The organism is Serratia sp. root2, assembly GCF_031931805.1.
GTDB classification, from domain to species: domain Bacteria; phylum Pseudomonadota; class Gammaproteobacteria; order Enterobacterales; family Enterobacteriaceae; genus Serratia; species Serratia inhibens.
On record NZ_JAUJXB010000006.1, the window covers coordinates 179,419 to 203,004 of the forward strand.

The 23,586-nt window shown below is 56.6% G+C and carries 16 protein-coding genes; 9 read left to right on the forward strand and 7 right to left on the reverse strand.

The window, feature by feature from the left end:
* Nucleotides 1-474 precede the first annotated feature (474 nt).
* The 3 genes from QZQ97_RS21660 to QZQ97_RS21670 all read right to left on the reverse strand — a co-directional run bounded on the left by QZQ97_RS21660 (nucleotide 475) and on the right by QZQ97_RS21670 (nucleotide 7,695).
* Nucleotides 475-3,573 (reverse strand): autotransporter outer membrane beta-barrel domain-containing protein, encoded by a 3,099-nt coding sequence (locus QZQ97_RS21660; RefSeq protein ID WP_311995118.1) that lies wholly within the window; start codon nucleotides 3,571-3,573, stop codon nucleotides 475-477.
* Nucleotides 3,574-3,642: 69 nt separating this feature from the next.
* Nucleotides 3,643-6,741 (reverse strand): autotransporter outer membrane beta-barrel domain-containing protein, encoded by a 3,099-nt coding sequence (locus QZQ97_RS21665; protein WP_311995119.1) that lies wholly within the window; start codon nucleotides 6,739-6,741, stop codon nucleotides 3,643-3,645.
* A 405-nt stretch (nucleotides 6,742-7,146) separates the two neighbouring features.
* Nucleotides 7,147-7,695: a TetR/AcrR family transcriptional regulator gene (locus tag QZQ97_RS21670; RefSeq protein ID WP_311995146.1), complete on the reverse strand. Its 549-nt coding sequence runs from the start codon at nucleotides 7,693-7,695 to the stop codon at nucleotides 7,147-7,149.
* 356 nt (nucleotides 7,696-8,051) lie between these two features.
* On the opposite strand from QZQ97_RS21670, the gene QZQ97_RS21675 reads away from it, so the two are divergent.
* Nucleotides 8,052-9,287: a Tm-1-like ATP-binding domain-containing protein gene (locus QZQ97_RS21675; RefSeq protein ID WP_311995120.1), complete on the forward strand. Its 1,236-nt coding sequence runs from the start codon at nucleotides 8,052-8,054 to the stop codon at nucleotides 9,285-9,287.
* Nucleotides 9,288-9,382: 95 nt separating this feature from the next.
* Here the strand turns inward: QZQ97_RS21675 and spy are convergent, their stop codons facing one another.
* Nucleotides 9,383-9,877 (reverse strand): ATP-independent periplasmic protein-refolding chaperone Spy, encoded by a 495-nt coding sequence (gene spy, locus QZQ97_RS21680; protein WP_311995121.1) that lies wholly within the window; start codon nucleotides 9,875-9,877, stop codon nucleotides 9,383-9,385.
* A 195-nt stretch (nucleotides 9,878-10,072) separates the two neighbouring features.
* Between spy and QZQ97_RS21685 the strand changes: the two genes are divergently transcribed.
* Both QZQ97_RS21685 and pdeR read left to right on the forward strand, forming a co-directional pair.
* A complete protein-coding gene (locus QZQ97_RS21685) occupies nucleotides 10,073-10,339 on the forward strand; it encodes a hypothetical protein (RefSeq protein ID WP_311995122.1) in 267 nt (88 codons plus the stop codon).
* 94 nt (nucleotides 10,340-10,433) lie between these two features.
* Entirely contained in the window at nucleotides 10,434-12,428 is a 1,995-nt protein-coding gene (gene pdeR / locus QZQ97_RS21690) for a cyclic di-GMP phosphodiesterase (protein ID WP_311995123.1), read from the forward strand.
* Nucleotides 12,429-12,444: 16 nt separating this feature from the next.
* Here pdeR and QZQ97_RS21695 read toward each other — a convergent pair whose 3' ends face one another.
* On the reverse strand, nucleotides 12,445-13,311 hold the full coding sequence (locus QZQ97_RS21695; protein WP_006328758.1) for a crotonase/enoyl-CoA hydratase family protein: 867 nt from the start codon (nucleotides 13,309-13,311) through the stop codon (nucleotides 12,445-12,447).
* A gap of 339 nt (nucleotides 13,312-13,650) precedes the next feature.
* Between QZQ97_RS21695 and yhjD the strand changes: the two genes are divergently transcribed.
* The 3 genes from yhjD (at nucleotide 13,651) to QZQ97_RS21710 (ending at nucleotide 17,183) form a co-directional block, all read left to right on the forward strand.
* Nucleotides 13,651-14,670, forward strand: a complete 1,020-nt coding sequence (yhjD, locus tag QZQ97_RS21700; protein WP_311995124.1) for an inner membrane protein YhjD — start codon at nucleotides 13,651-13,653, stop codon at nucleotides 14,668-14,670.
* Nucleotides 14,671-14,998: 328 nt separating this feature from the next.
* The gene (locus QZQ97_RS21705) at nucleotides 14,999-16,321 is read left to right on the forward strand and encodes an MFS transporter (RefSeq protein ID WP_311995125.1); all 1,323 of its coding nucleotides are present in this window, start codon (nucleotides 14,999-15,001) and stop codon (nucleotides 16,319-16,321) included.
* Between the two features lie 100 nt (nucleotides 16,322-16,421).
* Nucleotides 16,422-17,183: a CDP-diacylglycerol diphosphatase gene (locus QZQ97_RS21710; protein ID WP_442995421.1), complete on the forward strand. Its 762-nt coding sequence runs from the start codon at nucleotides 16,422-16,424 to the stop codon at nucleotides 17,181-17,183.
* 28 nt (nucleotides 17,184-17,211) lie between these two features.
* Here the strand turns inward: QZQ97_RS21710 and QZQ97_RS21715 are convergent, their stop codons facing one another.
* Complete coding sequence (locus QZQ97_RS21715; RefSeq protein ID WP_311995126.1) at nucleotides 17,212-19,245, reverse strand: AsmA family protein; 2,034 nt, start codon at nucleotides 19,243-19,245, stop codon at nucleotides 17,212-17,214.
* Between the two features lie 160 nt (nucleotides 19,246-19,405).
* On the opposite strand from QZQ97_RS21715, the gene QZQ97_RS21720 reads away from it, so the two are divergent.
* Both QZQ97_RS21720 and QZQ97_RS21725 read left to right on the forward strand, forming a co-directional pair.
* Nucleotides 19,406-19,642, forward strand: coding sequence for a 4-oxalocrotonate tautomerase family protein (locus QZQ97_RS21720; protein ID WP_311995148.1), 237 nt, complete (start codon nucleotides 19,406-19,408; stop codon nucleotides 19,640-19,642).
* A gap of 168 nt (nucleotides 19,643-19,810) precedes the next feature.
* Nucleotides 19,811-20,743, forward strand: a complete 933-nt coding sequence (locus QZQ97_RS21725) for a sugar kinase (RefSeq protein ID WP_311995127.1) — start codon at nucleotides 19,811-19,813, stop codon at nucleotides 20,741-20,743.
* A 198-nt stretch (nucleotides 20,744-20,941) separates the two neighbouring features.
* Here the strand turns inward: QZQ97_RS21725 and ilvC are convergent, their stop codons facing one another.
* Nucleotides 20,942-22,417, reverse strand: a complete 1,476-nt coding sequence (ilvC, locus tag QZQ97_RS21730) for a ketol-acid reductoisomerase (RefSeq protein ID WP_062869030.1) — start codon at nucleotides 22,415-22,417, stop codon at nucleotides 20,942-20,944.
* Nucleotides 22,418-22,586: 169 nt separating this feature from the next.
* Between ilvC and ilvY the strand changes: the two genes are divergently transcribed.
* Nucleotides 22,587-23,468 carry an HTH-type transcriptional activator IlvY gene (gene ilvY, locus QZQ97_RS21735; RefSeq protein WP_311995128.1) on the forward strand — a complete coding sequence of 294 codons (882 nt, stop codon included), beginning with the start codon at nucleotides 22,587-22,589 and terminating at the stop codon, nucleotides 23,466-23,468.
* Nucleotides 23,469-23,586 lie beyond the last annotated feature (118 nt).

Consider the following 23,586-nt stretch of genomic DNA (forward strand, 5'->3'; position numbering starts at 1 on the left):
TTTCCCTTCGATTTTTCTGCTTATTTATCAATTATTTTAATTATTAATTATGAAGAAGTACCAACAAAACATTGCATGGTATGCAATCTTAATTTAAAAACGTTGCTTGACATACCATGTTCTATAGTCAAACATGGTATCAAAAGACACATACAGCAATACACTATAAAAAATAATACTAGACCCACTTTTAACAATAACCATAATAACACCAGGGAAAATTAGTTCCGATTGCCGCTGCTGAAGGATGCACACATTCATTCAGTTTGTAAGCAAACCGGGATTTGAGCCGTAGCGCTAATCTGTTTTACCCACTTTTGAACCGGGATCCGCAAGGGTCCCGGTTTTTTATTGCCGTTTTTTCGCCAAACCGGGCGAGGCATCATACGGACAGCTTCCCTTGTCGTCACTGTTACCCGGCCCCAATAAAAACGGGGCCAGCAAGCTGACCCCGTATCTTTCAGGCTAAGATCGTTAAAAACGCCAGGTAAAACCGGCGTTGACGCTGTTGTCCTGATGGTTTTGCGACAGCAGGCCGCCGTAACCCAGCGACAGCGTGGCGTTTTTGTTCACCGCCACTTCCGCGCTGGCCTTCAGCACCGCACCGTCACGCGATGCCGATACGCTGTTCACCACGAACGGCGAACTGCCGCCGTTGAACCGCAGCCCGGTGCCGCGATCCAGATCGCCGTACTGATGCTGCCAGCCCAGTTCGCTGCGCAGCGCGACAGCCGTCGTTTTGCTCGCCTGCCACTCGGTATCGGCCCGCAGCCCCAGCGTCGAGACGGTGGCGTCGGTGTGCTGCTTGTCGCCATGCAGCGCCGCCGCGCCGCCGTCTTCAGAGATGCCGTTGTTCTGGAAGTTGATGTACGCCAGGTTGGCGAACGGCTCCAGGTTCACCCAGCCGGCCTTCACGCTGTAACCCGCTTCGGCGAACACCTGCTCGGTGCGCGCGCTGTACTTCGCGGTTTCGCGATCCGACTGCGCGCCGTAATTGACCGAGCGCGAGGTATCGATACGGTGCCAGGTGTAGGCACCCCCGGCGCGCAGCGCCAGCTCACCGAACTGTTTGCCGCCGTACACCGCCAGGTGATAGTTGTCGCTGTCGGCGTTCGAACCGTAGCCACCGTCCAGCGAGGTGCGGGTATAGCCGGTCGCGACCCCTAAGCGCCATTCATCCGCCAGCGCCGAGTCCAGCCCCAGCAGCACCCCGTAGGTGGATGCCTGATACCCCGTGGCGTTGGCATCGCCCGATGCATGATCCCAGGCCCCCAGCAGCTGCGCCCAGGCACCGCCTTCGTCGGACTTGATGTCCGGTGAGGTCGCCAGCCCTTCCGCCTGCCGCAGGCGGCCGTTGAGCGCCTCACGCAGGTAGCGGCTGTCGTTGACCTGCGCCGACGCGATATCCGCGTGGATCTGCCCGGACAGCTGACGGAACGCCTGCCGCGCTTCCCCCGCCGAACCGGCGTTGAGGATGCTCTCGTACACCGGATTGCCCGCCACCAGCGCATCTGCCGCCGCCGCCACCGCACGCTCGTTTTGCGTTTTCGCCACGCTGGCGAAGGAGGTGTCATTACGGCCAACGTTCAGCGTTACCTGATTCGGCTGATAGGTCAGCCCGGTGCCCAGGAACAGATAATTCGGCACCACCGAGTCAAACTGCCCGCTGACGCCCTGATCCGCCGTCAGGATGTTGTACTGCTGGCCGAGCAGGCTGCGTACTTCGCTCTGCGATAACAGGTTAGGGCTGTTCTCCAGCGAGACCGCCACCTCGCCGCCGCCGATCGTCGCCGATCCGCCGCTGTGGATCCGATCGCTCTGGCCGTTTGCCGCCACTTCCACCGCATAGCGCGAACCCGGTTCGAAGCTGACGTTGTTGGCCACGTTGAGCGTGCCGATCGAGTTGCCCGGTGCCACGGTGCCGCCACGGCGGGCGGTCAGCGAACCGACGCTGCCGGAGCCGCCCAGAATACCGGCGTTCTGCACCGTCACCGCCGAGGTGACCGAACCGTTGATCGCCAGCAGACCTTCGTTAATCAGCGTCGGGCCGGCGTAGGTGTTGGCCCCGGTCAGCACCAGCGCGCCCGCTCCCTCTTTGGTCAGGCCGCCGTGGCCGGAAATGTTATTTGAGTACACTTCCCAACCACAGTGGAAGTCATCACAAATGCGCGCATGCAACGTGCCTTGATCGACCTCCGCTCCCAGGCCGGGAATATTGGCGACAAACTGCGACGAGCCGTAAGCCACGCCCGCCGGATCGGGAATACGGAACTCCTGCGGGATATCTTCAACGGTATAGAACATCCCAGGCCCATTAATCGCTTTGCCCAGGTTGATCATCCCCCAGCCGTACAGCGCATCGATACCCGGCGCGCCCATGTCCGTGGCGGTGGTTTTCAGCACGTCGGCAATTTGCGCCGACGTCATATACGGGAAACGCTGCAGCAATACGGCGACCGCGCCGGTCACGTGCGGCGTCGCCATTGAGGTGCCGTTTTTATTGCCGTAGTCCGAGACCAATTGATTCGGATCTGAACCGTTAGCCACGGTGCTGTAAATTTTACTGCCCGGCGACGAGACGCAGAAACTGGCGGTATAACCGCAGCGCGAAGAGAAACTGCTGAGGGTATAAGGCACGCTGTTGGTGGAAGCGGCATCTTGCGCGACGCTGGCAACCGACAGCCAGTTAGGCGCAATATCCGGCACAAAATAAGCCAGGCCGCTGATCACATCCGGTTGGTTGTAATTCCCGTCGTTACCGGCGGCAAACAGCACCAGAATGTTTTTACGGGCGGCGTCGATCGCCCCCTGATACCCCGCACCGGCCAGGCTGCCAAGCAGGGGTTTAACCTGATCAAACTGTTCTTGCGCGTCTTTTAACTCAAAATGCAGGGCATCGGGGTTTTTGCCATTGTCCGAGAGAAAATCGGGGATACTGACGCCCCAACTGTTGTTGATCACCCGTACGCCGTTGTTGATCATCGCCTGCCAACCTGCGTTGGTCACGCTGCCGTCCAGCCCGAGGAACTCGCCGTAAGCCGGGCCATCATTATCGTTGTCCACGCTGACGATCTGCGAATCAAAGGCAACGCCGTGCATGCCGGTACCGTCGCGATTGGCCGCGGTGATACCCGCCACATGGACACCGTGATTACTCAACATGCCTTGCGATCCGCTGTAAAAATGGAAGGTCCCGTCGAAGTAAAAACGATCACCGGCATTAATTCCCGGCCGATGCGGATCGGTATAGGCGCGATAGCCTTCGGTCACCACGTTGGTCAGCTTGCCGTCGCCGGCAAATTCAGGATGCTTGTTCACCGGGGTATCGAAGATCCCCACTTTTTGCCCTTTGCCGGTATAGCCCGCCGCATAGGCCTCATCGGCATGGATCGCGCCCAACCCCCAGTTGGCATTGAATTCATCGCTGCGCCAGCTGGCCGGCTCGCCTGGGTTGCCACCCACGTCATGCGGGGCCGCCTGCGCCCCTCCCGCCGCCAGCATTGCGCATAGCAAGGCGTTCAGTTTCCAGGCTGGCGCCAATGCCGGTTTATTGTTTCCTGTAGATTGCTTCATTCCCTTACCCTTTTTGTTTTGCGTAAAACCGCCCCAGGCGGGGCGGCTGTTCCGTTTGTTTTTTTAAGATCAGAAATGCCAGGTAAAACCGGCGTTGACGCTGTTGTCCTGATGGTTTTGCGACAACAGGCCGCCGTAACCCAGCGACAGCGTGGCGTTTTTGTTCACCGCCACTTCCGCGCTGGCCTTCAGCACCGCACCGTCACGCGATGCCGATACGCTGTTCACCACGAACGGCGAACTGCCGCCGTTGAACCGCAGCCCGGTGCCGCGATCCAGATCGCCGTACTGATGCTGCCAGCCCAGTTCGCTGCGCAGCGCGACAGCCGTCGTTTTGCTCGCCTGCCACTCGGTATCGGCCCGCAGCCCCAGCGTCGAGACGGTGGCGTCGGTGTGCTGCTTGTCGCCATGCAGCGCCGCCGCGCCGCCGTCTTCAGAGATGCCGTTGTTCTGGAAGTTGATGTACGCCAGGTTGGCGAACGGCTCCAGGTTCACCCAGCCGGCCTTCACGCTGTAACCCGCTTCGGCGAACACCTGCTCGGTGCGCGCGCTGTACTTCGCGGTTTCGCGATCCGACTGCGCGCCGTAATTGACCGAGCGCGAGGTATCGATACGGTGCCAGGTGTAGGCACCCCCGGCGCGCAGCGCCAGCTCACCGAACTGTTTGCCGCCGTACACCGCCAGGTGATAGTTGTCGCTGTCGGCGTTCGAACCGTAGCCACCGTCCAGCGAGGTGCGGGTATAGCCGGTCGCGACCCCTAAGCGCCATTCATCCGCCAGCGCCGAGTCCAGCCCCAGCAGCACCCCGTAGGTGGATGCCTGATACCCCGTGGCGTTGGCATCGCCCGATGCATGATCCCAGGCCCCCAGCAGCTGCGCCCAGGCACCGCCTTCGTCGGACTTGATGTCCGGTGAGGTCGCCAGCCCTTCCGCCTGCCGCAGGCGGCCGTTGAGCGCCTCACGCAGGTAGCGGCTGTCGTTGACCTGCGCCGACGCGATATCCGCGTGGATCTGCCCGGACAGCTGACGGAACGCCTGCCGCGCTTCCCCCGCCGAACCGGCGTTGAGGATGCTCTCGTACACCGGATTGCCCGCCACCAGCGCATCTGCCGCCGCCGCCACCGCACGCTCGTTTTGCGTTTTCGCCACGCTGGCGAAGGAGGTGTCATTACGGCCAACGTTCAGCGTTACCTGATTCGGCTGATAGGTCAGCCCGGTGCTCAGGAAGGGGGAGAAGCTTGACGTTGAAGAAAACTGCCCGCTGACGCCCTGATCCGCCGTCAGGATGTTGTACTGCTGGCCGAGCAGGCTGCGTACTTCGCTCTGCGATAACAGGTTAGGGTTGTTCTCCAGCGAGACCGCCACCTCGCCGCCGCCGATCGTCGCCGATCCGCCGCTGTGGATCCGATCGCTCTGGCCGTTTGCCGCCACTTCCACCGCATAACGCGAACCCGGTTCGAAGCTGACGTTGTTGGCCACGTTGAGCGTGCCGATCGAATTGCCCGGTGCCACGGTGCCGCCACGGCGGGCGGTCAGCGAACCGACGCTGCCGGAGCCGCCCAGAATACCAGCGTTCTGCACCGTCACCGCCGAGGTGACCGAACCGTTGATCGCCAGCAGACCTTCGTTAATCAGCGTCGGGCCGGCGTAGGTGTTGGCCCCGGTCAGTACCAATGTGCCAATACCCTGTTTGGTCAGGCCGCCGTGGCCGGAGATAGCATTGCTCCAGACGTCCAGCCCGCAGTGAATATCGTCACACACGCGTTCGGTCGGTTTGCCCTTGTCCAGTACCGCGCCGATGCCCGGCAAATTCACCACAAACTGCTCGGGACCATAGGCGCCACTGACGCGAAACTCCTCCGGAATATCCTGCTCGGTGACGAACATGCCCGGGCCGCGAATCGCTTTGCCCAGATCGATCATCCCCCAGCCAAACAGCGCATCGATACCCGGCGCCCCCATATCGACGGTGGTGGTCTTCAGTACCGAAGCGACCTGCGCGCCGGTCATGTACGGGAAGCGCTCCATCAGCACCGCAATGCTACCGGCCACGTGCGGCGCCGCCATCGAGGTGCCGCTGTATTTGGCGTAGCCCGTGGTCAGATTCTCCAGACTGTTGCCTTCGATGATCGAGCTGTAGACCTTGCTGCCCGGCGCGGCAACGCAGAAGCTGGCGGTGTAACCGCAGCGCGAGGAGAAGGTACTGATGCTGTAATCGCCGCTATTGTTCGGATCTTGCAGGCTGGCGACCGACAGCCAATTAGGGGCGATCTCCGGCACGAAATAGGCCAGACCGGCCATCGCATCGGGGTTATTCAGGTTGTAGTCATTACCGGCGGCAAAAATAGTGACGATGCCGCTGCGCGCCGCATCGATAGCGCCCTGATAGGCACCGCCGGCTTTGGTGCCCAGTATCTGTTTGATTTGATCGAACTGTTTCTGCGCGTCGGCGAGAGTGAAGTGGGGGTAAGCCGGATCCTTGCCGCCTTCATCGAACTTCTCGGTGATGCCGATACCCCAACTGTTATTGATGATGCGCGCACCGCTGGCGATCAGCGCATCCCAACCTGCTTGGTACACCGCGCCGTCGTTGCCGAGAATGATGCCGTCTTCCGGCCCCGGATCACCGTTTTCCGCACTGATGATTTGCGCATTGAACGCCACGCCGTGCATCTCGCCGCCATCGCGGTTACCGGCTGCGATACCGCCCACATGGGTGCCATGTGAGCCGAGCGTGCCGTCGGAATCCACGCTCGGCGTGCCGTCATAACGAAATGCATCGCCTTTCTTCACCGGGATGTAAGGATCGGTGTACTCGCGGATGCCGGTCGTGACCAGGTTGATTACCTTGCCCTGGCTGGCAAACTCCGGGTGTTGTGCATATACCGGCTGATCGAAAATACCGAGTTTAACGCCTTTTCCGGTATAACCGGCGGCGTAGGCCTGATCGGCATGGATCGCCCCCAGGCCCCATTCAGCGTTGAATTCATTACTGCGCCAACTGGCCGGATCGCCCTGCCTGCCGCTCTCGACATAAGGTGCAGCCTGCGCGCCGCCGATCGCCGCCAGACATAAAAGCACTGCGCTCCATTGTGCGCGATTCACGCCAATTTCAGGCCAGCCAAAGGTCGCCTGAGCAGGCTTGACTCCTCTACGTTTACTTTCCATCCCAGTTACCATCCATTGTTGTTTGCAAATGTTTTATTGGTTTTTTTGTGTAACAGTTTCGTAACACCAAATAAATAAAGCACAACAATCTCAAGCTCGCCTAATGGGTCAATAGCGCAATCACCTGACTGAGGTCGACAATCGTTCGATAGATGAGGGGGGATATATAAGGATTTCAAATGACCAAAAATGGTCGGAGAGCCTGTTTTAATTACGGCAGATAAAAATATAATTCAATGATAAATATGAATAATATAAAAACAAAAAGGCCAAGGGCTATTTTCCCTTAGGCCTATTTAAAAAGCTTGCTTGCCTCTTCTTATCACTTTAAATTATAAGAATTGCCAATATTTACTCAGTGAAATGTGCTGGTTTTGACAGAGAATAACGTTGAAAATTGGATTATCATGCTAACGGTTTTCTGCTGTTCATCGCATCTTCTTCGGCCTGCCGAATAATGGCCTTTGCCATCCACTGAGTCACATCCTGAATGCCGCCGAGATCCAACCCCCAAATATCTTTCAGTACCAGAAAAACTTCCGAACCGTAAATCAGTGAAAAAGAATGAATCACCCGCTGTAGCGCCTCTGGCGGCAGTTTATCCTGCAGCGGTTCTACCGCCAGTTTCAGCAGGCGTTTGCGGTTGCCGCGCACGAACTTTTCACCCGGCGTCGCGTTCGCCCACTGCTGCAACGACAGTTGTAGAGCAGCTCGCAGAGCGCCTTCATGCTGCTCCATCTGGGGATAAGCGAAGGTCAACAGTTGCTGAATACGTTTCAACGCATCGTTATCCTGCGGCCGCCATTCCAGGATCGGCCCCAGACTTTCAGCCACTACCGCAGCGATCAATGCGCTTTGGGTAGGAAAATAACGGTAGGCGGTAGCGCGTGATACCTGAGCATGCGCCGCAAGCTCAGTGATCGAAGGAAATACACCTTCGTCATACAGCGCCATGGCGCTGGCCAGCAGTAAGCTGTGGGTTTTGGCCCGAGCAGAAGTCAGGGAACTCTCTTGCTGTACGGGAAAAGCAGTTATTGGCACGTCAACCTCATACTTCTTCGCATTTTCCCAGCCGGGAAACGCGCATTCACTTTCAAACCGACCACATCCTGCTTCGCCGGCAACATTCAGCAGCCCAAAATGAGACTGGCATCTCACTTCAAACTGAAATGGTCTTGCATAAATGATACTGTCGTCTCATTATATAAATACATTAGCTATTTTAACTTAATTATCCAACACCAGGGTTCCAAATAATTAAATAACATTATAATTTTACTTATAAAAATAAAAAACCCCAGGAAATGACCATGAGTAACACTTCAAATTTTGTCTACATTGCTACCACAGCAGATACTAAAGGACAAGAGTTGGAGTATGTGCGCCAGCTAATCGCCGGGCACGATTTACCCACGATTACCGTCGATCTCTCCACCCGTGGCTCCCCTGAAAGCTCGCCAGCCAATATTTGCGCTGCTGAAGTCGCCAGCCACCATCCCGAGGGAGCCGAAGCGGTATTCTGCTCCTGCCGCGGTCAGGCTATCGCCGCCATGGCGGTCGCGTTTGAACATTTTATCCTGACGCGTCATGACATTGCCGCCCTGCTTGGCCTGGGGGGTTCCGGCGGCACCGCCATCATCACCCCGGCAATGCAGCAGCTGCCTATCGGCCTGCCAAAACTGATAGTATCGAGCATGGCAGCGGGGGATGTCTCCGCTTATGTCGGTGCCAGCGATATCGGTATGCTGTACTCCGTGACCGATATCGCCGGCTTAAATCGCCTGTCACGCCGGGTATTGAGTAATGCAGCACATCAGATTGTCGGGGCGGTGCGCTTCGCCACCCACGATGACGCTGATGACAAACCCGCGATCGGTCTGACCATGTTTGGCGTCACCACGCCCTGCATACAAGCGGTGATTGCCGCCCTTGAACCTCACTGGGACTGCCTGGTGTTCCATGCCACCGGTAGCGGCGGCAGAGCGCTGGAAAAACTGATCGACAGCCGTTTACTTAACGCCGCGCTGGATCTGACAACTACCGAAGTGGCTGATTATCTGTTCGGCGGCGTTTTGGCCTGCAGTGAGGATCGCTTCGGCGCCATCGCGCGCACCGGTATCCCTTGCGTACTCTCCTGTGGCGCATTGGATATGATCAATTTCGGCTCGCCAAAAACCGTGCCGGATCGCTATGCCGGGCGCCGGCGGCATCACCACAACCCGCAGGTCACTCTGGTACGCACCAGCGTACAGGAGAATGCCCTTATCGGACGCTGGATCGGGGAAAAAATGAATGCCTGTAAAGGTGAAGTGAGATTCGTGATCCCGGGAGGCGGCGTGTCAGCCCTGGATGCACCGGACCAGCCATTTTGGGACCCGCTCGCATTGGCCGCCTTTGTGCAAGCGCTGGAAAACACGCTGCGGCCAACAGACAGACGTCGGCTGATAAAAACGCCTTATCATATTAACGATCCGCGTTTTGCGCAGGTCATTGCCGAACAATTTCAGCATATTACTTTTACACCGGATGATTTTCATTCTCATTGACCAATGGGGTAAAACCTTTTTGGCCAGCAATAACGGACCAAAAGCAAAAGGGCCAGATGAATAATCCGGCCCTTTTTATTTACCCCATGACGTTATTACTGTTCGGTCGTCATTTTCGATTTCATTTTATTCATGTGGTCCATCATTTTCTGTTCGCGTTTCTGATAATTCTCATTGTATTGTTTTTTCTGCTCAGGGGTCAGCAGGTTATACATTTTATTTTCCGCTTTGGCGCGTTCCAGCATATGTTCGGACTGCGCTTTGCTGATGGCATCAATTTGGGATTTCGCTTTTGCTTCATCGAAGCTGTCGCTAGCCACCAGGTTATGCAACGCCTGACGTTCTTCTTTTACGCCCGCACCGCGATTCTGATGCGATTCTTTCATGATGTCGCGCATTTGCTGGCGCTGCTGTTCGGTCAGGTTCAGGCCGGCAAATGGCCCACCTTTGCCTTCACCTTTATGGTGCATCATTTTCATCGGTGCGGCATCAGCCGTAGCCGGTACTGCCGTGGTATCGGCGGCAAAGGCCATGGAAGCAGAACCCAGCGCCAGAGTAGAAGCTACAAATAAAGCGGTCAGTTTACGCATAATCATTTCCTTAAAATTATTCTTCATCAGGAGCTCTGTACGTGAACAGGCTCTTCTTTCGTTCGTCGGGGATAATAGTAGGCCGTTAAACATAGAGTAATGCGATGCTGTGTAAATTTTTTAAAACCCAAAACAGGTTTATTCGACAACTTTGAGTAAATTATGAAGAAAGTGTTCATTGTCCGGAAATTTTGATTGCCTGAGGAAATTAAAATTCCCCCCAATGGGGTTATTCCTGCCGTACGCCCCCTTTATTATAATTTACCCTCATCCACTGCAACCGCCCTTCAACAATATGGCGGCATCCATGCGCAGAAATCGTACGCATTTCCCGTGACTGAAGGTTTTTCTCTTACACTCAAAGCAACCGGCGGCAAAGGGGACTTTTACACAGCAAAACTAATTATTGCTTATATAATAGTTTCATCACCCATGCCCGCCCGTGAAAAACGTGTTATATGATGGAGATACGTGCACTGCGGCCGCTACCGAGCCGGAAAAACGCTGCTACGCTCATTGCGGAGACTTGGCTGTCGTGCCCTTTTGAGGAATCATCATGTTCGCAGACCAAGGTCCTATGCTTCTTAACGCCCACTTTGGCACCAACAGCCCCTACTGGCGGCTGGCGTTCGACAGCAATGCCCTGGAGCTGTCCGCTGTCAAAGGCAAAGCTCATATGGCCGTTGCGCTCAGCGCCATGCAGGCGGCAAAGATCCGGCGCCTGAGCGGCATAACAGCCAGCCTGGACATTTCAATTACGCTGGTCGGCGAACCGATCCATTTGCACCTGGTGGGCCGCCGGATCAACAAACTCGAATGGGCCGGCACCGCCTCCGCTTTCAGCGACACCAAGTCCGTCGCCCGCGATCTGGTGCATGGGCTTTCCTTTGCCGAGCAAGTGGTATCAGAAGCTAATTCGGTGATTGTGATTGTCGATCAGCATGGCCGCATCCAACGTTTCAACCGCCTGAGCGAAGAATATACCGGTCTGCACGAACATGATGTCATAGGCAAAAACGTCTTTCAGCTGTTTATGAGCCCGGAAGAAGCGGCGGCATCGCGGCGAAATATCGCCGGTTTTTTCCGCAATGGCTCATCCTACGAGGTGGAACGCTGGGTCAAAACGGTAAAAGGCGAGCGGCTGTTTTTGTTCCGCAACAAATTCGTCCACAGCGGTAGCGGAAAAAACGAGGTCTTCCTGATTTGCTCCGGCACCGACATCACTGAAGAACGCCGTGCCCAGGAGCGCCTGCGGGTGCTGGCCAATACCGATATCATCACCGGCTTGCCCAATCGCAACGCCATTCAGGACAAAATTATCCAGGCCATTGCGACGCGTGGTGACAGCAACGTTGGGCTGGTGTACCTCGATCTCGATAATTTCAAAAAAGTGAACGACGCCTACGGGCATATGTTCGGCGATCGCTTGCTGGTGGAAGTGTCGCTGGCGGTGCTCGGCTGTCTTGAACCCGATCAGGTTCTGGCCCGCCTTGGGGGCGACGAATTCCTGGTACTGGCCCAACAGGCCAAGCGCGAACAGTTGCAACAGCTGGCCCAGCGTATTATCGACCGGTTGAAAACGCCCTTCCGCATCGGCCTTATCGAAGTCTATACCGGCTGTTCGATTGGTATCGCGCTATGCCCTGAACACGGTAACGATCTCGACGGCTTGATTCGTAGCGCCGACACCGCCATGTACGTCGCCAAAGAGCACGGCAAGCGTACCTTTACCGTGTTCTCACCGGAAATGAACAAGCGAGTCGCGGAATATATGTGGCTGGACACCAACCTGCGCAAGGGTCTGGAACAGAATCAACTGGTGGTTTATTACCAACCGAAAATCGATGCGCTCAGCGGCACGGTGCGCAGCGTGGAAGCCCTGGTGCGTTGGAACTCGCCCGAACGCGGTTTGATCCCGCCGTTGCAATTCATCTCTTACGCTGAAGAGTCCGGGCTGATTGGCCCGCTCGGCCGATGGGTGTTGCAAACCGCGGCCAAACAGGCCGCCCAATGGCAACGCCAGGGGCTGGCGCTGCGGGTCGCCGTAAATCTTTCCGCACGTCAGTTGGTTGATGATTCCATCGTGGAGGATCTGATCAACGTGCTGCAGCACAACCAGTTAGCGCCATGCCTGCTGGACTTCGAACTGACGGAAAGCAGCCTGATCGAGGATGAGAAACGTGCGCGCGCGGTCATCACCCGGCTGCGTGAGTTGGGTGCGCAGGTTCATCTTGACGACTTCGGCACCGGTTACTCCTCACTGGCGCAGCTGGCGCGCATCCCGCTGGACGCCATTAAGCTGGACAAGAGCTTTGTGCGCGGCGTGAATTTCAATCCGGTTTCACAGTCGCTGGTACGCGCTATCGTTGCGGCGGCCGAAGCGCTGAAATTCAGGGTGATCGCCGAAGGCGTAGAGACCGAAAGCGAGAACAGGTTCCTGGATGAAGTGGGCGTGGACGAAAAACAGGGGTTCCTGTTTGCGCGGCCAATGCTCCCGGAACAGCTGGAACATTGGCTGCAGTCTTATTGCCCGTCACCGCCCTCAGCGTAATACGGGCAGGTTTACATTAGCCGGCACGGCGCAGGTTCAGCGTATGACGATCCTGCAGCATAACCAGACGTTCAATATAGGCGCGGTCTTTCTCCTCGATAGTGAAAGCCGAATGCACCCAATCTTCGGTGATGTCCATCAACTCGGAACGCGTAAGCTGCAATACCCGCTGGCGAGCGCGCAGCATGGCGCGCATGCCGTTCAGCTTGGGCCGGATGGTATCGATAAAGGTGCGGGTGGCTATATAGGCGTCGCCGGGCTGGAAAAGTTGATCGACCAGACCACGGCTTTCAAACCATTCGGCAGTGTGCGACTCGCCGCTCCAAATAAGCTCCTCCGCCAAACGCATGCCCGCCTTGCGAGCCACCAGCGAATAACCGCCCATACCGGGGAACAGATTGAAAGCAATTTCCGGGAAACCCATGCGCGCATTGTTCTGCGCCAGAACGAAATGGTGCGCCAGCGCCGCCTCAAACCCCCCGCCAAGTGCGCTGCCCTCCACCATCGCTATGCTGACCGCTCCGGTATCGAACCCGCGCGCCGCCGCATGCACACAATCAATACAGGCACGCGCGTAAGCCATCATCGCTTCACGTTTGCGGTTTTTAATCGCTTCGGCGAAGAACTGCAGATCGCCGCCGACGTTGAACATGTTTGGCACCAGCGAGCCGGTCACCCAAAAATCAAACTGCAGCGACGACTCTTTTGCCGCCTGCGCCAGCGTCATGATGTCTTCGATCAGCGCCTGATTGAAGCAAGGGCGCGGCTCGGCGCGCAGCAGCATCCACATGATGTGCCGCTCTTCCTCATAGTAGGCGGAAATCTGTGTCAAAGTGCCCGCTTCGGTAAACGGACGACAGGTGGGGTGATTAAGTAATTTCATATGACCTTCCATTTTCTCTATTGATAACAGTTGAAACCGTTCCAGCCCCTACGGCTGCAGCAACGCCGCGATGGGTAAACCGCAGCGCCACCCCATGAGTAAACGCTTTCTTGGTGATGAAATAGATAAAAATTGGCGGCCAGTGAATGAAAAAAACCGCGCAGGCAGGCGGCTGATATAAGAATTTTACCTATCGGCGAGCAATAAGATTTCACCCTGCAGGGCAACGCGATAAGCTCACAAATTGCCCGGTTGTCGCTCCCGACGGCCAATCGGCGGGCATTTTGGCTATAATCAAGGCTGAGACAGCCTATTTATCGTTAAGGAAATCGTGACGTAATGCCTACAGGATCAGATAAAGAACCCCGTCAGCCCCACAGTGAAACGCCGCAAAAGCCGCTGATCGCCATCAAAACCGGCAACGGGAAAATTGACCGGCGCATTTCCGGTTTTTCACGCCTGGTTGAGCGCATCAAAGCCTGGCCAAGCATCGCTCATCTGCTGCGTGCCACCGAACGCTTTAACGATCGTCTGGGCAGCCAGTTTGGCGCCGCCATCACCTATTTTTCGTTCCTCTCGCTGATCCCGATTCTGATGGTATCGTTCGCCGCCGTCGGCTTTGTGCTGGCGTCCAATCCTGACCTGCTGGCCGGGTTGATCAATAAAATTGTCGGCAGCATCAGCGATCCTACGCTGGCCAGCACACTGAAAAATACCGTTAATACCGCCATTCAGCAGCGCACCACCGTGGGGCTGACCGGCCTGGCGCTGGCGCTGTATTCTGGGATCAGTTGGATGGGCAACCTGCGTGAGGCGATCCGGGCGCAGTCGCGTGACGTGTGGGAACGTAATCCGCAGGACCAGGAAAAGCTCTATTTCAAATATACCCGCGACTTTATCTCGCTAACCGGCCTGGTGGTGGCGCTGATCATTACCCTGACGCTGACCTCCATCGCCGGTTCAGCGCAGGCGGCAATCGTCAGCGCGTTGGGCCTGGAAGGAATAGAATGGCTGCGGCCGGCAATGACGCTGATTGCACTGTCGATTTCCATTTTCGCCAACTACCTGCTGTTCTTGTGGATCTTCTGGATGCTGCCTCGCCACAAACCGAAGAAAAAGGCGCTGCTGCGCGGGACGCTGCTCGCCGCCATCGGTTTCGAGGTGATTAAGTTCGTGATGACCATGACGCTGCCGCAGGTGGCTAAATCCCCTTCCGGCGCTGCCTTTGGCTCAGTGATTGGGCTGATGGCGTTCTTCTATTTCTTCGCCCGCCTGACGCTGTTCTGCGCCGCCTGGATCGCCACCGCGCAGTATAAAGAGGATAAAACCCTGCCGGTGTCCGAGCAGCCAGCCCCCTGAAGCAATGCAATCATACCGGCCACCACTCGTTGGCCGGTTTTTTATGTTGCAATAAAGCCAACACCCCAGCATATACAACCAAAACAAAACCTTTCGCTCCAGCAAAACCAGCATAACAAACTACCGGCTAACTTTTCTTTCCGATTTTTACAGCGATTAAATCCGTATATTATTCATTTTGCAACGTTAAAACCTGCAGAGAAACTCAGCGTTGAAACATTAAGCTTTTTAACCGGTTAATGGCGGCATTGTACAAAGTTTCACCATTGAAAAGGCATTTTGCTATGACTAAGATGGATTTTTACAAATTCAAAAAATAAGAAACACTATGCAAGCATCCATCGCACCAACTCTGGACGCCGACGAGGCGTCAACACCGGTAAACTCACGCGGAAAAGTGATTGTCGCCTCGCTGGTCGGTACCGCCATCGAGTTTTTCGATTTCTATATTTACGCCACCGCTGCGGTGATCGTATTCCCACATATCTTCTTCCCACAGGGTGACCCGACCACTGCCACGCTGCAATCGCTGGCCACCTTCGCCGTCGCCTTTGTTGCGCGCCCGATTGGCTCGGCGCTGTTTGGCCACTTCGGCGATCGCGTGGGGCGCAAAGTGACGCTGGTCGCCTCGCTGCTCACCATGGGGATTTCTACCGTGCTGATCGGCCTGCTGCCGAGCTACGAAACCATTGGCATCTTTGCCCCCATCCTGCTGGCACTGGCACGTTTTGGCCAAGGGCTCGGTCTCGGCGGTGAATGGGGCGGCGCGGCCTTGCTGGCCACCGAGAATGCTCCTGCCAAAAAGCGCGCGCTGTACGGCTCGTTCCCACAGTTGGGTGCGCCTATCGGCTTCTTCTTCGCCAACGGCACTTTCCTGCTGCTCTCCTGGCTGCTCACCGACCAGCAGTTTATGCAATGGGGCTGGCGCGTACCCTTTATCCTGTCGGCCGCGCTGGTGCTGATCGGCCTGTACGTCCGCGTATCGCTGCATGAAACCCCGGTGTTCGCCAAGGTGGCGAAAGCCGGCAAACAGGTGAAAATCCCGCTCGGCACGCTGCTGAGCAAGCATTGGAAGGCAACCATCCTCGGTACCTTCATCATGCTGGCGACCTATACCCTGTTTTACCTGATGACGGTCTACTCAATGACCTACGGCACCACGGCTCAGCCGCTGGGGCTGGGCTACTCACGCAATACCTTCCTGTGGATGCTGATGGTGGCGGTGATCGGTTTTGGCGTGATGGTGCCGATTGCCGGCCTGTTGGCGGATGCCTTTGGCCGCCGCAAGACCATGATCGCCATTACCCTGATGATGATCGCTTTCGCCTTCCTGTTCCCGAGCCTGTTGGGCTCTGGTAACCAGGCGCTGGTGATGGGCTTCCTGCTGTGCGGTCTGAGCATCATGGGCCTGACCTTCGGCCCGATGGGCGCGCTGCTGCCGGAGCTGTTCCCGACAGAGGTGCGCTATACCGGTGCCTCGTTCTCCTACAACGTAGCGTCAATCCTCGGGGCTGCAGTGGCGCCTTATATCGCCACCTGGCTGGCAACCCATTACGGTCTGTTCTACGTCGGTCTGTATCTGGCCGCCATGGCCAGCCTCACGCTGATCGCCTTGCTGATGATGAAAGAGACCCGGGATCTGTCGCTGTAACCCTTCTTTTGCGGCCCCCTCAACGGGGCCGCACTCCCCGCGTTGTCTCCTGTCATAAAACCAGACTATGCTGTGCGTTCCTCCCGTTGAACGGAAATCGATGATGTCTCTGCGCCGCAGGCTGTATGGGTACCTTGTTCTCCTGGTGATTGTCGCCCTGTCGCTGGCTGCCTGGTACGGGCTGAAACCGTCCCACCCGGACGCGCTTTGGCGCATCGTCAGCCGACAGTGCTTACCCAACCAACAGGCGCACAATAACCCGGCGCCCTGCGCACAGGTCGACACGCAGGCCGGCTTTGTCGTGTTTAAGGATCGCAACGGGCCGCTGCAGTATTTACTGATGCCAAGCGCTAAAATTACCGGTATTGAAAGCCCGACGGTGCTGGAAGCCGCCACCCCGAACTTCTTTGCGCAAGCCTGGGCGGCGCGCCATTTTATGGCAGATAAATATGGCAAAGAGATTGATGACGCAGATATTTCACTGGCAATTAATTCAGAATATGGGCGCAGCCAGAATCAGTTGCACATTCATATTTCCTGTCTGCTGCCGGCGGTAAAAACGCAGTTGGCGCAGTTTGCGGCGGATTATAACGAACAGTGGCAACCGCTGCCTGGCGGCCTGCTGGGCCATGATTATCTGGTACGCCGGGTCGCGCCTGACGAATTGGCCAGCCTGGGTGCTTTCCGCCTGTTGGCCAAAGGCATCCCACGCGCCAATGGCCGCATGGGCAGTTTTGGCCTGGCGATGACCGCACTTCCGGGCGGCGACTTCCTGCTGCTGGCCACCGAACGCAGCCTGTTGCCCTTTACGCTGGCCTCGGCGGAAGAGATTCAGGATCACGACTGCCGGGTGCTGAATTAAAAATGGCCCGTTTGGCGGGCCATCGAGATCATTTTTTTTGCTTCATCTGTTGCAGGATTTGCCCGCATTGGTTTTCATCGTCGCCTTCGCTTGGAGAGACCAACGCCAGCAGGGCCGCAGCCGGTGCCAATACCACGCCCAGCGCCACCGCAGCCGCACCGCGCGCAATCAGCGGGCCGGCTTTAACGCCGGCATCCGGGTGCTTGAAGGTGCCTTTCACATACAGCGGTGAGCGCAGCGTCAGTACGCGCATCCCCTTGCTTTCCGGATCGATGGACAGATCCAGCCGCTCGGTGGCCAAATTGGTGTTGCCGCTGATATTGATAACGGCGTTCTCGGTGTCAAACACGAACAGCCGCGGTGCGGCGACGCCATCGCGAATACCGACATCCGCCGCTGCGCAGTTTATGCTCACTACGTCGTCACCAAACAGTTTCGCCACCAGATAGTTGCCCACATTCAGGCCGAGGAGCTCCATCAGGCCACGGCTGATCACGCCGTTGTTAACCACCATGCGCAGTTCGCCGCTGCTGGTTGCCAATAGATCGGCCACCGAATTGCCGCGTCCGGTCAGTTTAGCATCCCCGTTCATCTGCCCCAGGCTGCGTTTCATCGACGCCACGTTAGGCAGCAGTTGCTGAAGCTGGAATTTGCGCGCGTGCATATCGACCCGGCCCTGCATCGGGTTTTTACCGCCGTCCAGACGAAGGGTGGCGTTGAGGTTGCCGCCGGCCATGCCGAATCGCAGCGGGTCCATCAGGAGCACACCGTTATCCAGCTGTAAATGGGTAGAGAGATCGCTCAGCGGCAGCGAATTGCCGCGTTCAATGCGCTTCGCGGCAAATTTAACGTCCGCATCCATCAGGTTCCAGCTTTTGGTGTCAAATTTCTCAACCGGTAACACCTTGTCGGCCGGTTGGCGGCTCTTCTCCCCACGGCCGGCTTTTTCCGTATTGGAATCCGCACCAATCAACGGCGCCAGATCGGCCAAACGCAGCTGTTTCGACAGCACTTCACCGCTCAATTTAGGCCGTGGTTTACTGGCCACATATTTCAAATCGCCGTGGATATCGCTGTCGCCGATTTTGCCGTCGAACTTCTGGTACTGGAATACCGCGCCGCCTTTCTCGTGCAGCCGGGCGATCAGATGCCCATCGGTAGAGTACGGCGGGGTATTCGGCAGCAGCACGCCGGTCAGGGCGTACAGATTGCCCAAGCTATCGCCGGAGAATTTTACCCGCAGATCCAACCCGCCAAAGTTCATCGGATCGGACAGCGTGCCGGCCACCACCACCCGGGTTGCGCCAGAGCGTACGTCCGCTTGCAGCGGGAAAGGCACTTCCGCGTTCTGCAACGACAGCATGCCGCCCATCTTGCCGCTGCCCGACAGCGGCTCGCCGTTGTATTTCCCCTTCACCTTCCAACCAAAAACATAGTCGGGGGTAACCGCTTTGTCGGCGTCTTTTTTTCCTGTGACCTCGCTGAACGGCAGCGGCTTGCCAAGCGGATCGATCAGCGCACGGAAATCTGCCTTGAGCGTGGCGTCTTTAAAATCAATCTGACCACGATCGAAGACGATGTCATGAATATTCACCGACCAGTCGGACGTCGGTTGTTTGGGGTCACCGGCCAGGTTGAAGGTCCAGTTATTGTCACCGTTCGCCAGCCGCTGCAAGGTGGCGTTCGGCTGTTTCAGCCAAATGCGCGGAATCAATACCTCTTTGCCGAGCAGCGCCAGCGGTGCAATGCTGGCATCGGCGCGCTGCAGCTGGACCATGCTGTCGCCGGGAATATTTTTGGGATTGCCCAGCACGATATCTTCGGCATGAATATGCGGCCACGGCACCCAGCCACGCCAGCCGACCTCATCTTTCTCACGCGCCCAGTCCACACCCAGCTCGCCGCGGATCGCGAACGGTCGCTGCAATTCGGCAGACACCTTGTCATTTATGGTCGGTTTAAGGCGGTTCCAGTCGAAGGTCATCACAAAGATCACCAGCGCGGCAATCACCAGCAGCACAATGCCACCAACCCAGCTGAAAACTTTTCCTGTTCTTGTCATAACGGCTCCCTGAACACGCTAATCTGCCAGTAAAATTGATAAGCAGGCTTTATCAAGCCTAGCCGAGGATAGGCAAGAGTTCACGCTTTAGGCGAACAGTGCGTCAGCTAGCCGGCGCAGCGGGGCGATAAAACTTTAAGCGCCGGCAAAAGCCTTCTACATTGAAAGCGGTATCAATAACCAAGGAAAAAATATGCCCTACGTAAATATCAAAATTACTCGTGAAGGCGCGACGCCGGATCAAAAGAAACAGCTGATCGCCGGCGTGACGCAACTGTTGGTGGATACGCTGGGGAAAAACCCGGCGACCACCGTGGTGGTCATTGATGAAGTAGAAACCGACAATTGGGGTATCGGTGGCCATAGCGTCACCGACCTGCGTGCAGCCGCTAAATAGTGGCAGCCGGCTCGCTTCGCATCGGGAAACTTTTCGGTTTCCCGATCGCGATCATAAATTAATTAAAACATCGTTTTATTTTAATTGACTCCCCCCGCCCTTGCGTTGAGACTGGAGGCATTGCGCATTCCTTTGTTTTCTTCTTTCTTTCAGCCAGGGCCGTTGACTATGACCACCCAGAAACTTGCCGTGATCGGCGAATGCATGATTGAGCTGTCGCAGAAAGGCGCAGATCTCAGCCGCGGCTTTGGCGGCGATACCTTAAATACCGCCGTCTACATTGCCCGGCAGGTACCGGAAACCGCGCTGCAGGTGCATTACGTCACCGCCCTCGGCACCGACAGCTTCAGCCAGGAAATGCTGCAGGCCTGGCAACAGGAAAAGGTTAAAACCGATCTGATCCAACGGTTGGAAAACAAGCTTCCGGGGCTGTACGTGATCGAAACCGATGACACCGGTGAACGCACCTTTTATTACTGGCGCAACGACGCCGCCGCACGCTACTGGCTGGAAGGACCGCAGGCGGAGAGCCTGTGCGAACATCTGGCCCAATTCGATTATCTGTACCTGAGCGGTATCAGCGTGGCCATTCTCAATCCGGCCAGCCGCACCCGATTGCTGGCGTTGCTGCGCCAGTGTCGCGCCAACGGCGGTAAAGTGATTTTCGATAATAACTATCGGCCGCGTCTGTGGCAGAACCGCGAGGAAACTCAACAGGTTTATCGCGATGTGCTGGCCTGTACCGACATCGCCTTCCTGACGCTGGACGATGAAGACTTGCTGTGGGGCAAACAGCCGGTGGAACAGGTGGTCCGGCGCACACAGGCATTGGGCGTGACGGAGATTGTGGTAAAACGCGGCGCAGACGCCTGCCTGGTATTCAGCGCCGAAGGCACCGAGCTTGAGATCCCGGCGGTACGGTTGCCGAAAGAGAAGGTGGTAGATACCACCGCCGCAGGGGATTCCTTCAGTGCCGGTTACCTGGCGGTACGTTTAACCGGCGGCGATGCGGCACAGGCGGCACAGCGCGGCCATCTGACTGCCAGCACGGTGATTCAGTATCGCGGGGCGATTATTCCACTTGCAGCCATGCCGCAATAATTCCTGCTCCGTAGAAATGCGAAAGGCCAGCAACGATGCTGGCCTTTTTATTGGATTCGAAAACCAATCTTAATACCCTATGGATTTCAAGTTGTAGCCAGGCGCCAAGCTATCTCATCCCCAGGCGCTTACTTCAGTCAAGTGACTGGGGTGTGATAGTGCAGGTAACAAGGCTACGGCCTGGAAGACGACGGGTATTTAGCCTGCTACCGCGATACGTTTCATATCAGTCATATAACCACGCAGTTTACGGCCAACGGATTCGATTGGGTGATTGCGCACCGCTTCGTTCACGTCACGCAGTTGCGCGTTGTCTACCGAAGTTCCGGCTACGGATTTACCCAAATCACCGGCCTGCAGAGTTGTCATAAACTCTTTCAGCAACGGCACTGCGGCATTAGCGAACAGGTAGTTGCCGTATTCAGCGGTATCAGAGATAACCACGTTCATTTCATACAGACGCTTACGCGCGATGGTGTTGGCGATCAGCGGCAGCTCGTGCAGCGACTCGTAGTAAGCGGATTCTTCGATGATGCCTGCGTCAACCATGGTTTCGAACGCCAGCTCAACGCCAGCTTTTACCATAGCGACCATCAGCACGCCATTATCAAAGTATTCCTGCTCGCTGATTTTGCCTTCGAACTGCGGTGCATTCTCGAATGCCGATTTGCCGGTCTCTTCACGCCAGTTCAGCAGTTTTACGTCGTCTTCTGCCCAGTCGGCCATCATGCCGCTGGAGAAAGCGCCGGAGATGATGTCGTCCATGTGTTTCTGGAACAGCGGCGCCATGATCTCTTTCAGTTGCTCGGACAGCGCATAAGCGCGCAGCTTGGCCGGGTTGGACAGGCGATCCATCATCAGGGTGATGCCGCCTTGCTTCAGCGCTTCGGTGATGGTTTCCCAGCCGAACTGAATCAGTTTTTCTGCGTAAGCCGGCTCGGTACCTTCAGCAACCAGTTTGTCGAAGCACAGCAGCGATCCCGCCTGCAGCATGCCGCACAGAATGGTTTGCTCGCCCATCAGGTCGGATTTCACTTCGGCAACGAAGGAAGACTCCAGCACGCCGGCACGGTGGCCGCCAGTCGCTGCGGCCCAGGCCTTGGCGATCGCCATGCCTTCGCCTTTCGGGTCGTTTTCCGGGTGAACCGCAATCAGGGTCGGCACGCCGAAACCGCGTTTGTATTCTTCACGCACTTCGGTACCTGGGCATTTTGGCGCAACCATCACTACGGTGATGTCTTTACGTACCTGCTCGCCCACTTCAACGATGTTGAAGCCATGAGAGTAGCCCAGCGCCGCGCCGTCTTTCATCAGCGGCTGTACTGCACGAACCACTGCGGTGTGCTGTTTGTCCGGCGTCAGGTTAACCACCAGGTCCGCCTGCGGGATCAGATCTTCGTAGGTACCGACTTTGAAGCCGTTCTCGGTCGCTTTACGCCATGAAGGACGTTTCTCGTCGATGGCTTCTTTGCGCAGGGCATAGGCAACGTCCAGGCCCGAGTCACGCATGTTCAGCCCCTGGTTCAGGCCCTGTGCGCCACAGCCGACGATCACCACTTTTTTGCCTTTCAGGTAGCCGGCTTCATCCGCAAATTCGTCGCGTGCCATGAAACGACACTTACCCAATTGCGCCAACTGCTGACGCAGGTTCAATGTGTTGAAATAGTTAGCCATGGTGGTACTCCAGTTAGATGTTGTGTCTTGCTTGTTATTTTCATTCCCCGCCCTGTCTGTGCGGAGATTCGTTAAACTCAATGTATAACAGGAAACGCGTTGCTTAAATTGATATATTACGAACGTGATATTGCAATTTATGCAACACTCTTGCTGCGAGCGTACCGATATGGATTTACGTGATTTAAAGCTGTTCCTCCATCTTGCTGAAAGCCATCACTTTGGCCGCACCGCCAAGGCGATGCACGTCAGCCCGTCGACGCTTTCCCGTCAGATCCAACGGCTGGAAGAGATCCTCGGGCAGCCGCTGTTTTTACGCGACAACCGCACCGTGCAACTCACCGACGCAGGTGAACAGCTGAAGGATTTTGCCCAGCATACACTGCTGCAATACCAGCAGTTGAAACATTCGCTGGGTCAGCACGGCCCTTCGCTGAGCGGCGAATTGCGGCTGTTTTGCTCGGTTACCGCCGCCTACAGCCACCTGCCGCCGATCCTCGACAGGTTCCGGGCGCAGCATCCCTTGGTGGAAATCAAGCTGACCACCGGCGACGCCGCCGACGCGGTCGATAAGGTGCAGTCCAACGAAGCCGACCTCGGCATTGCCGGCCGGCCAGAAACCCTGCCCACCAGCGTGGCGTTCACTAAAATCGGCGAAATTCCGCTGGTGCTGATTGCGCCGGCTCTTCCCTGCGCGGTACGCAGCCAGGCGTTTGCCGAGAAACCCGACTGGGCCACTATTCCGTTTATCCTGCCGGAGCACGGCCCATCGCGAAAACGCATCGAACTCTGGTTCCGCCGCCAGCGCATCGCCAATCCACTGATTTACGCCACCGTCGGCGGTCACGAGGCCATTGTCTCGATGGTAGCGCTGGGCTGCGGCATTGCGCTGATCCCCGGCGTGGTGGTAGACAACAGCCCGGAACCGGTGCGTAACCGTATCTCGCAGCTTGAGAATATTTCGATGGTCGAACCCTTTGAACTGGGCGTTTGCGTGCAGAAAAAACGCCTCGGCGATCCGCTGATCGAGGCTTTTTGGCACCTGCTATAAACGATCGAAATCTTTAATACGAAACCACTGCATTCAGACATGAGCATTTGAAATTCCAAGATCAAAATACCCTATGGATTTCAAATTGCAGCTAGCGCAGCCAACAACGCTGCAGCTT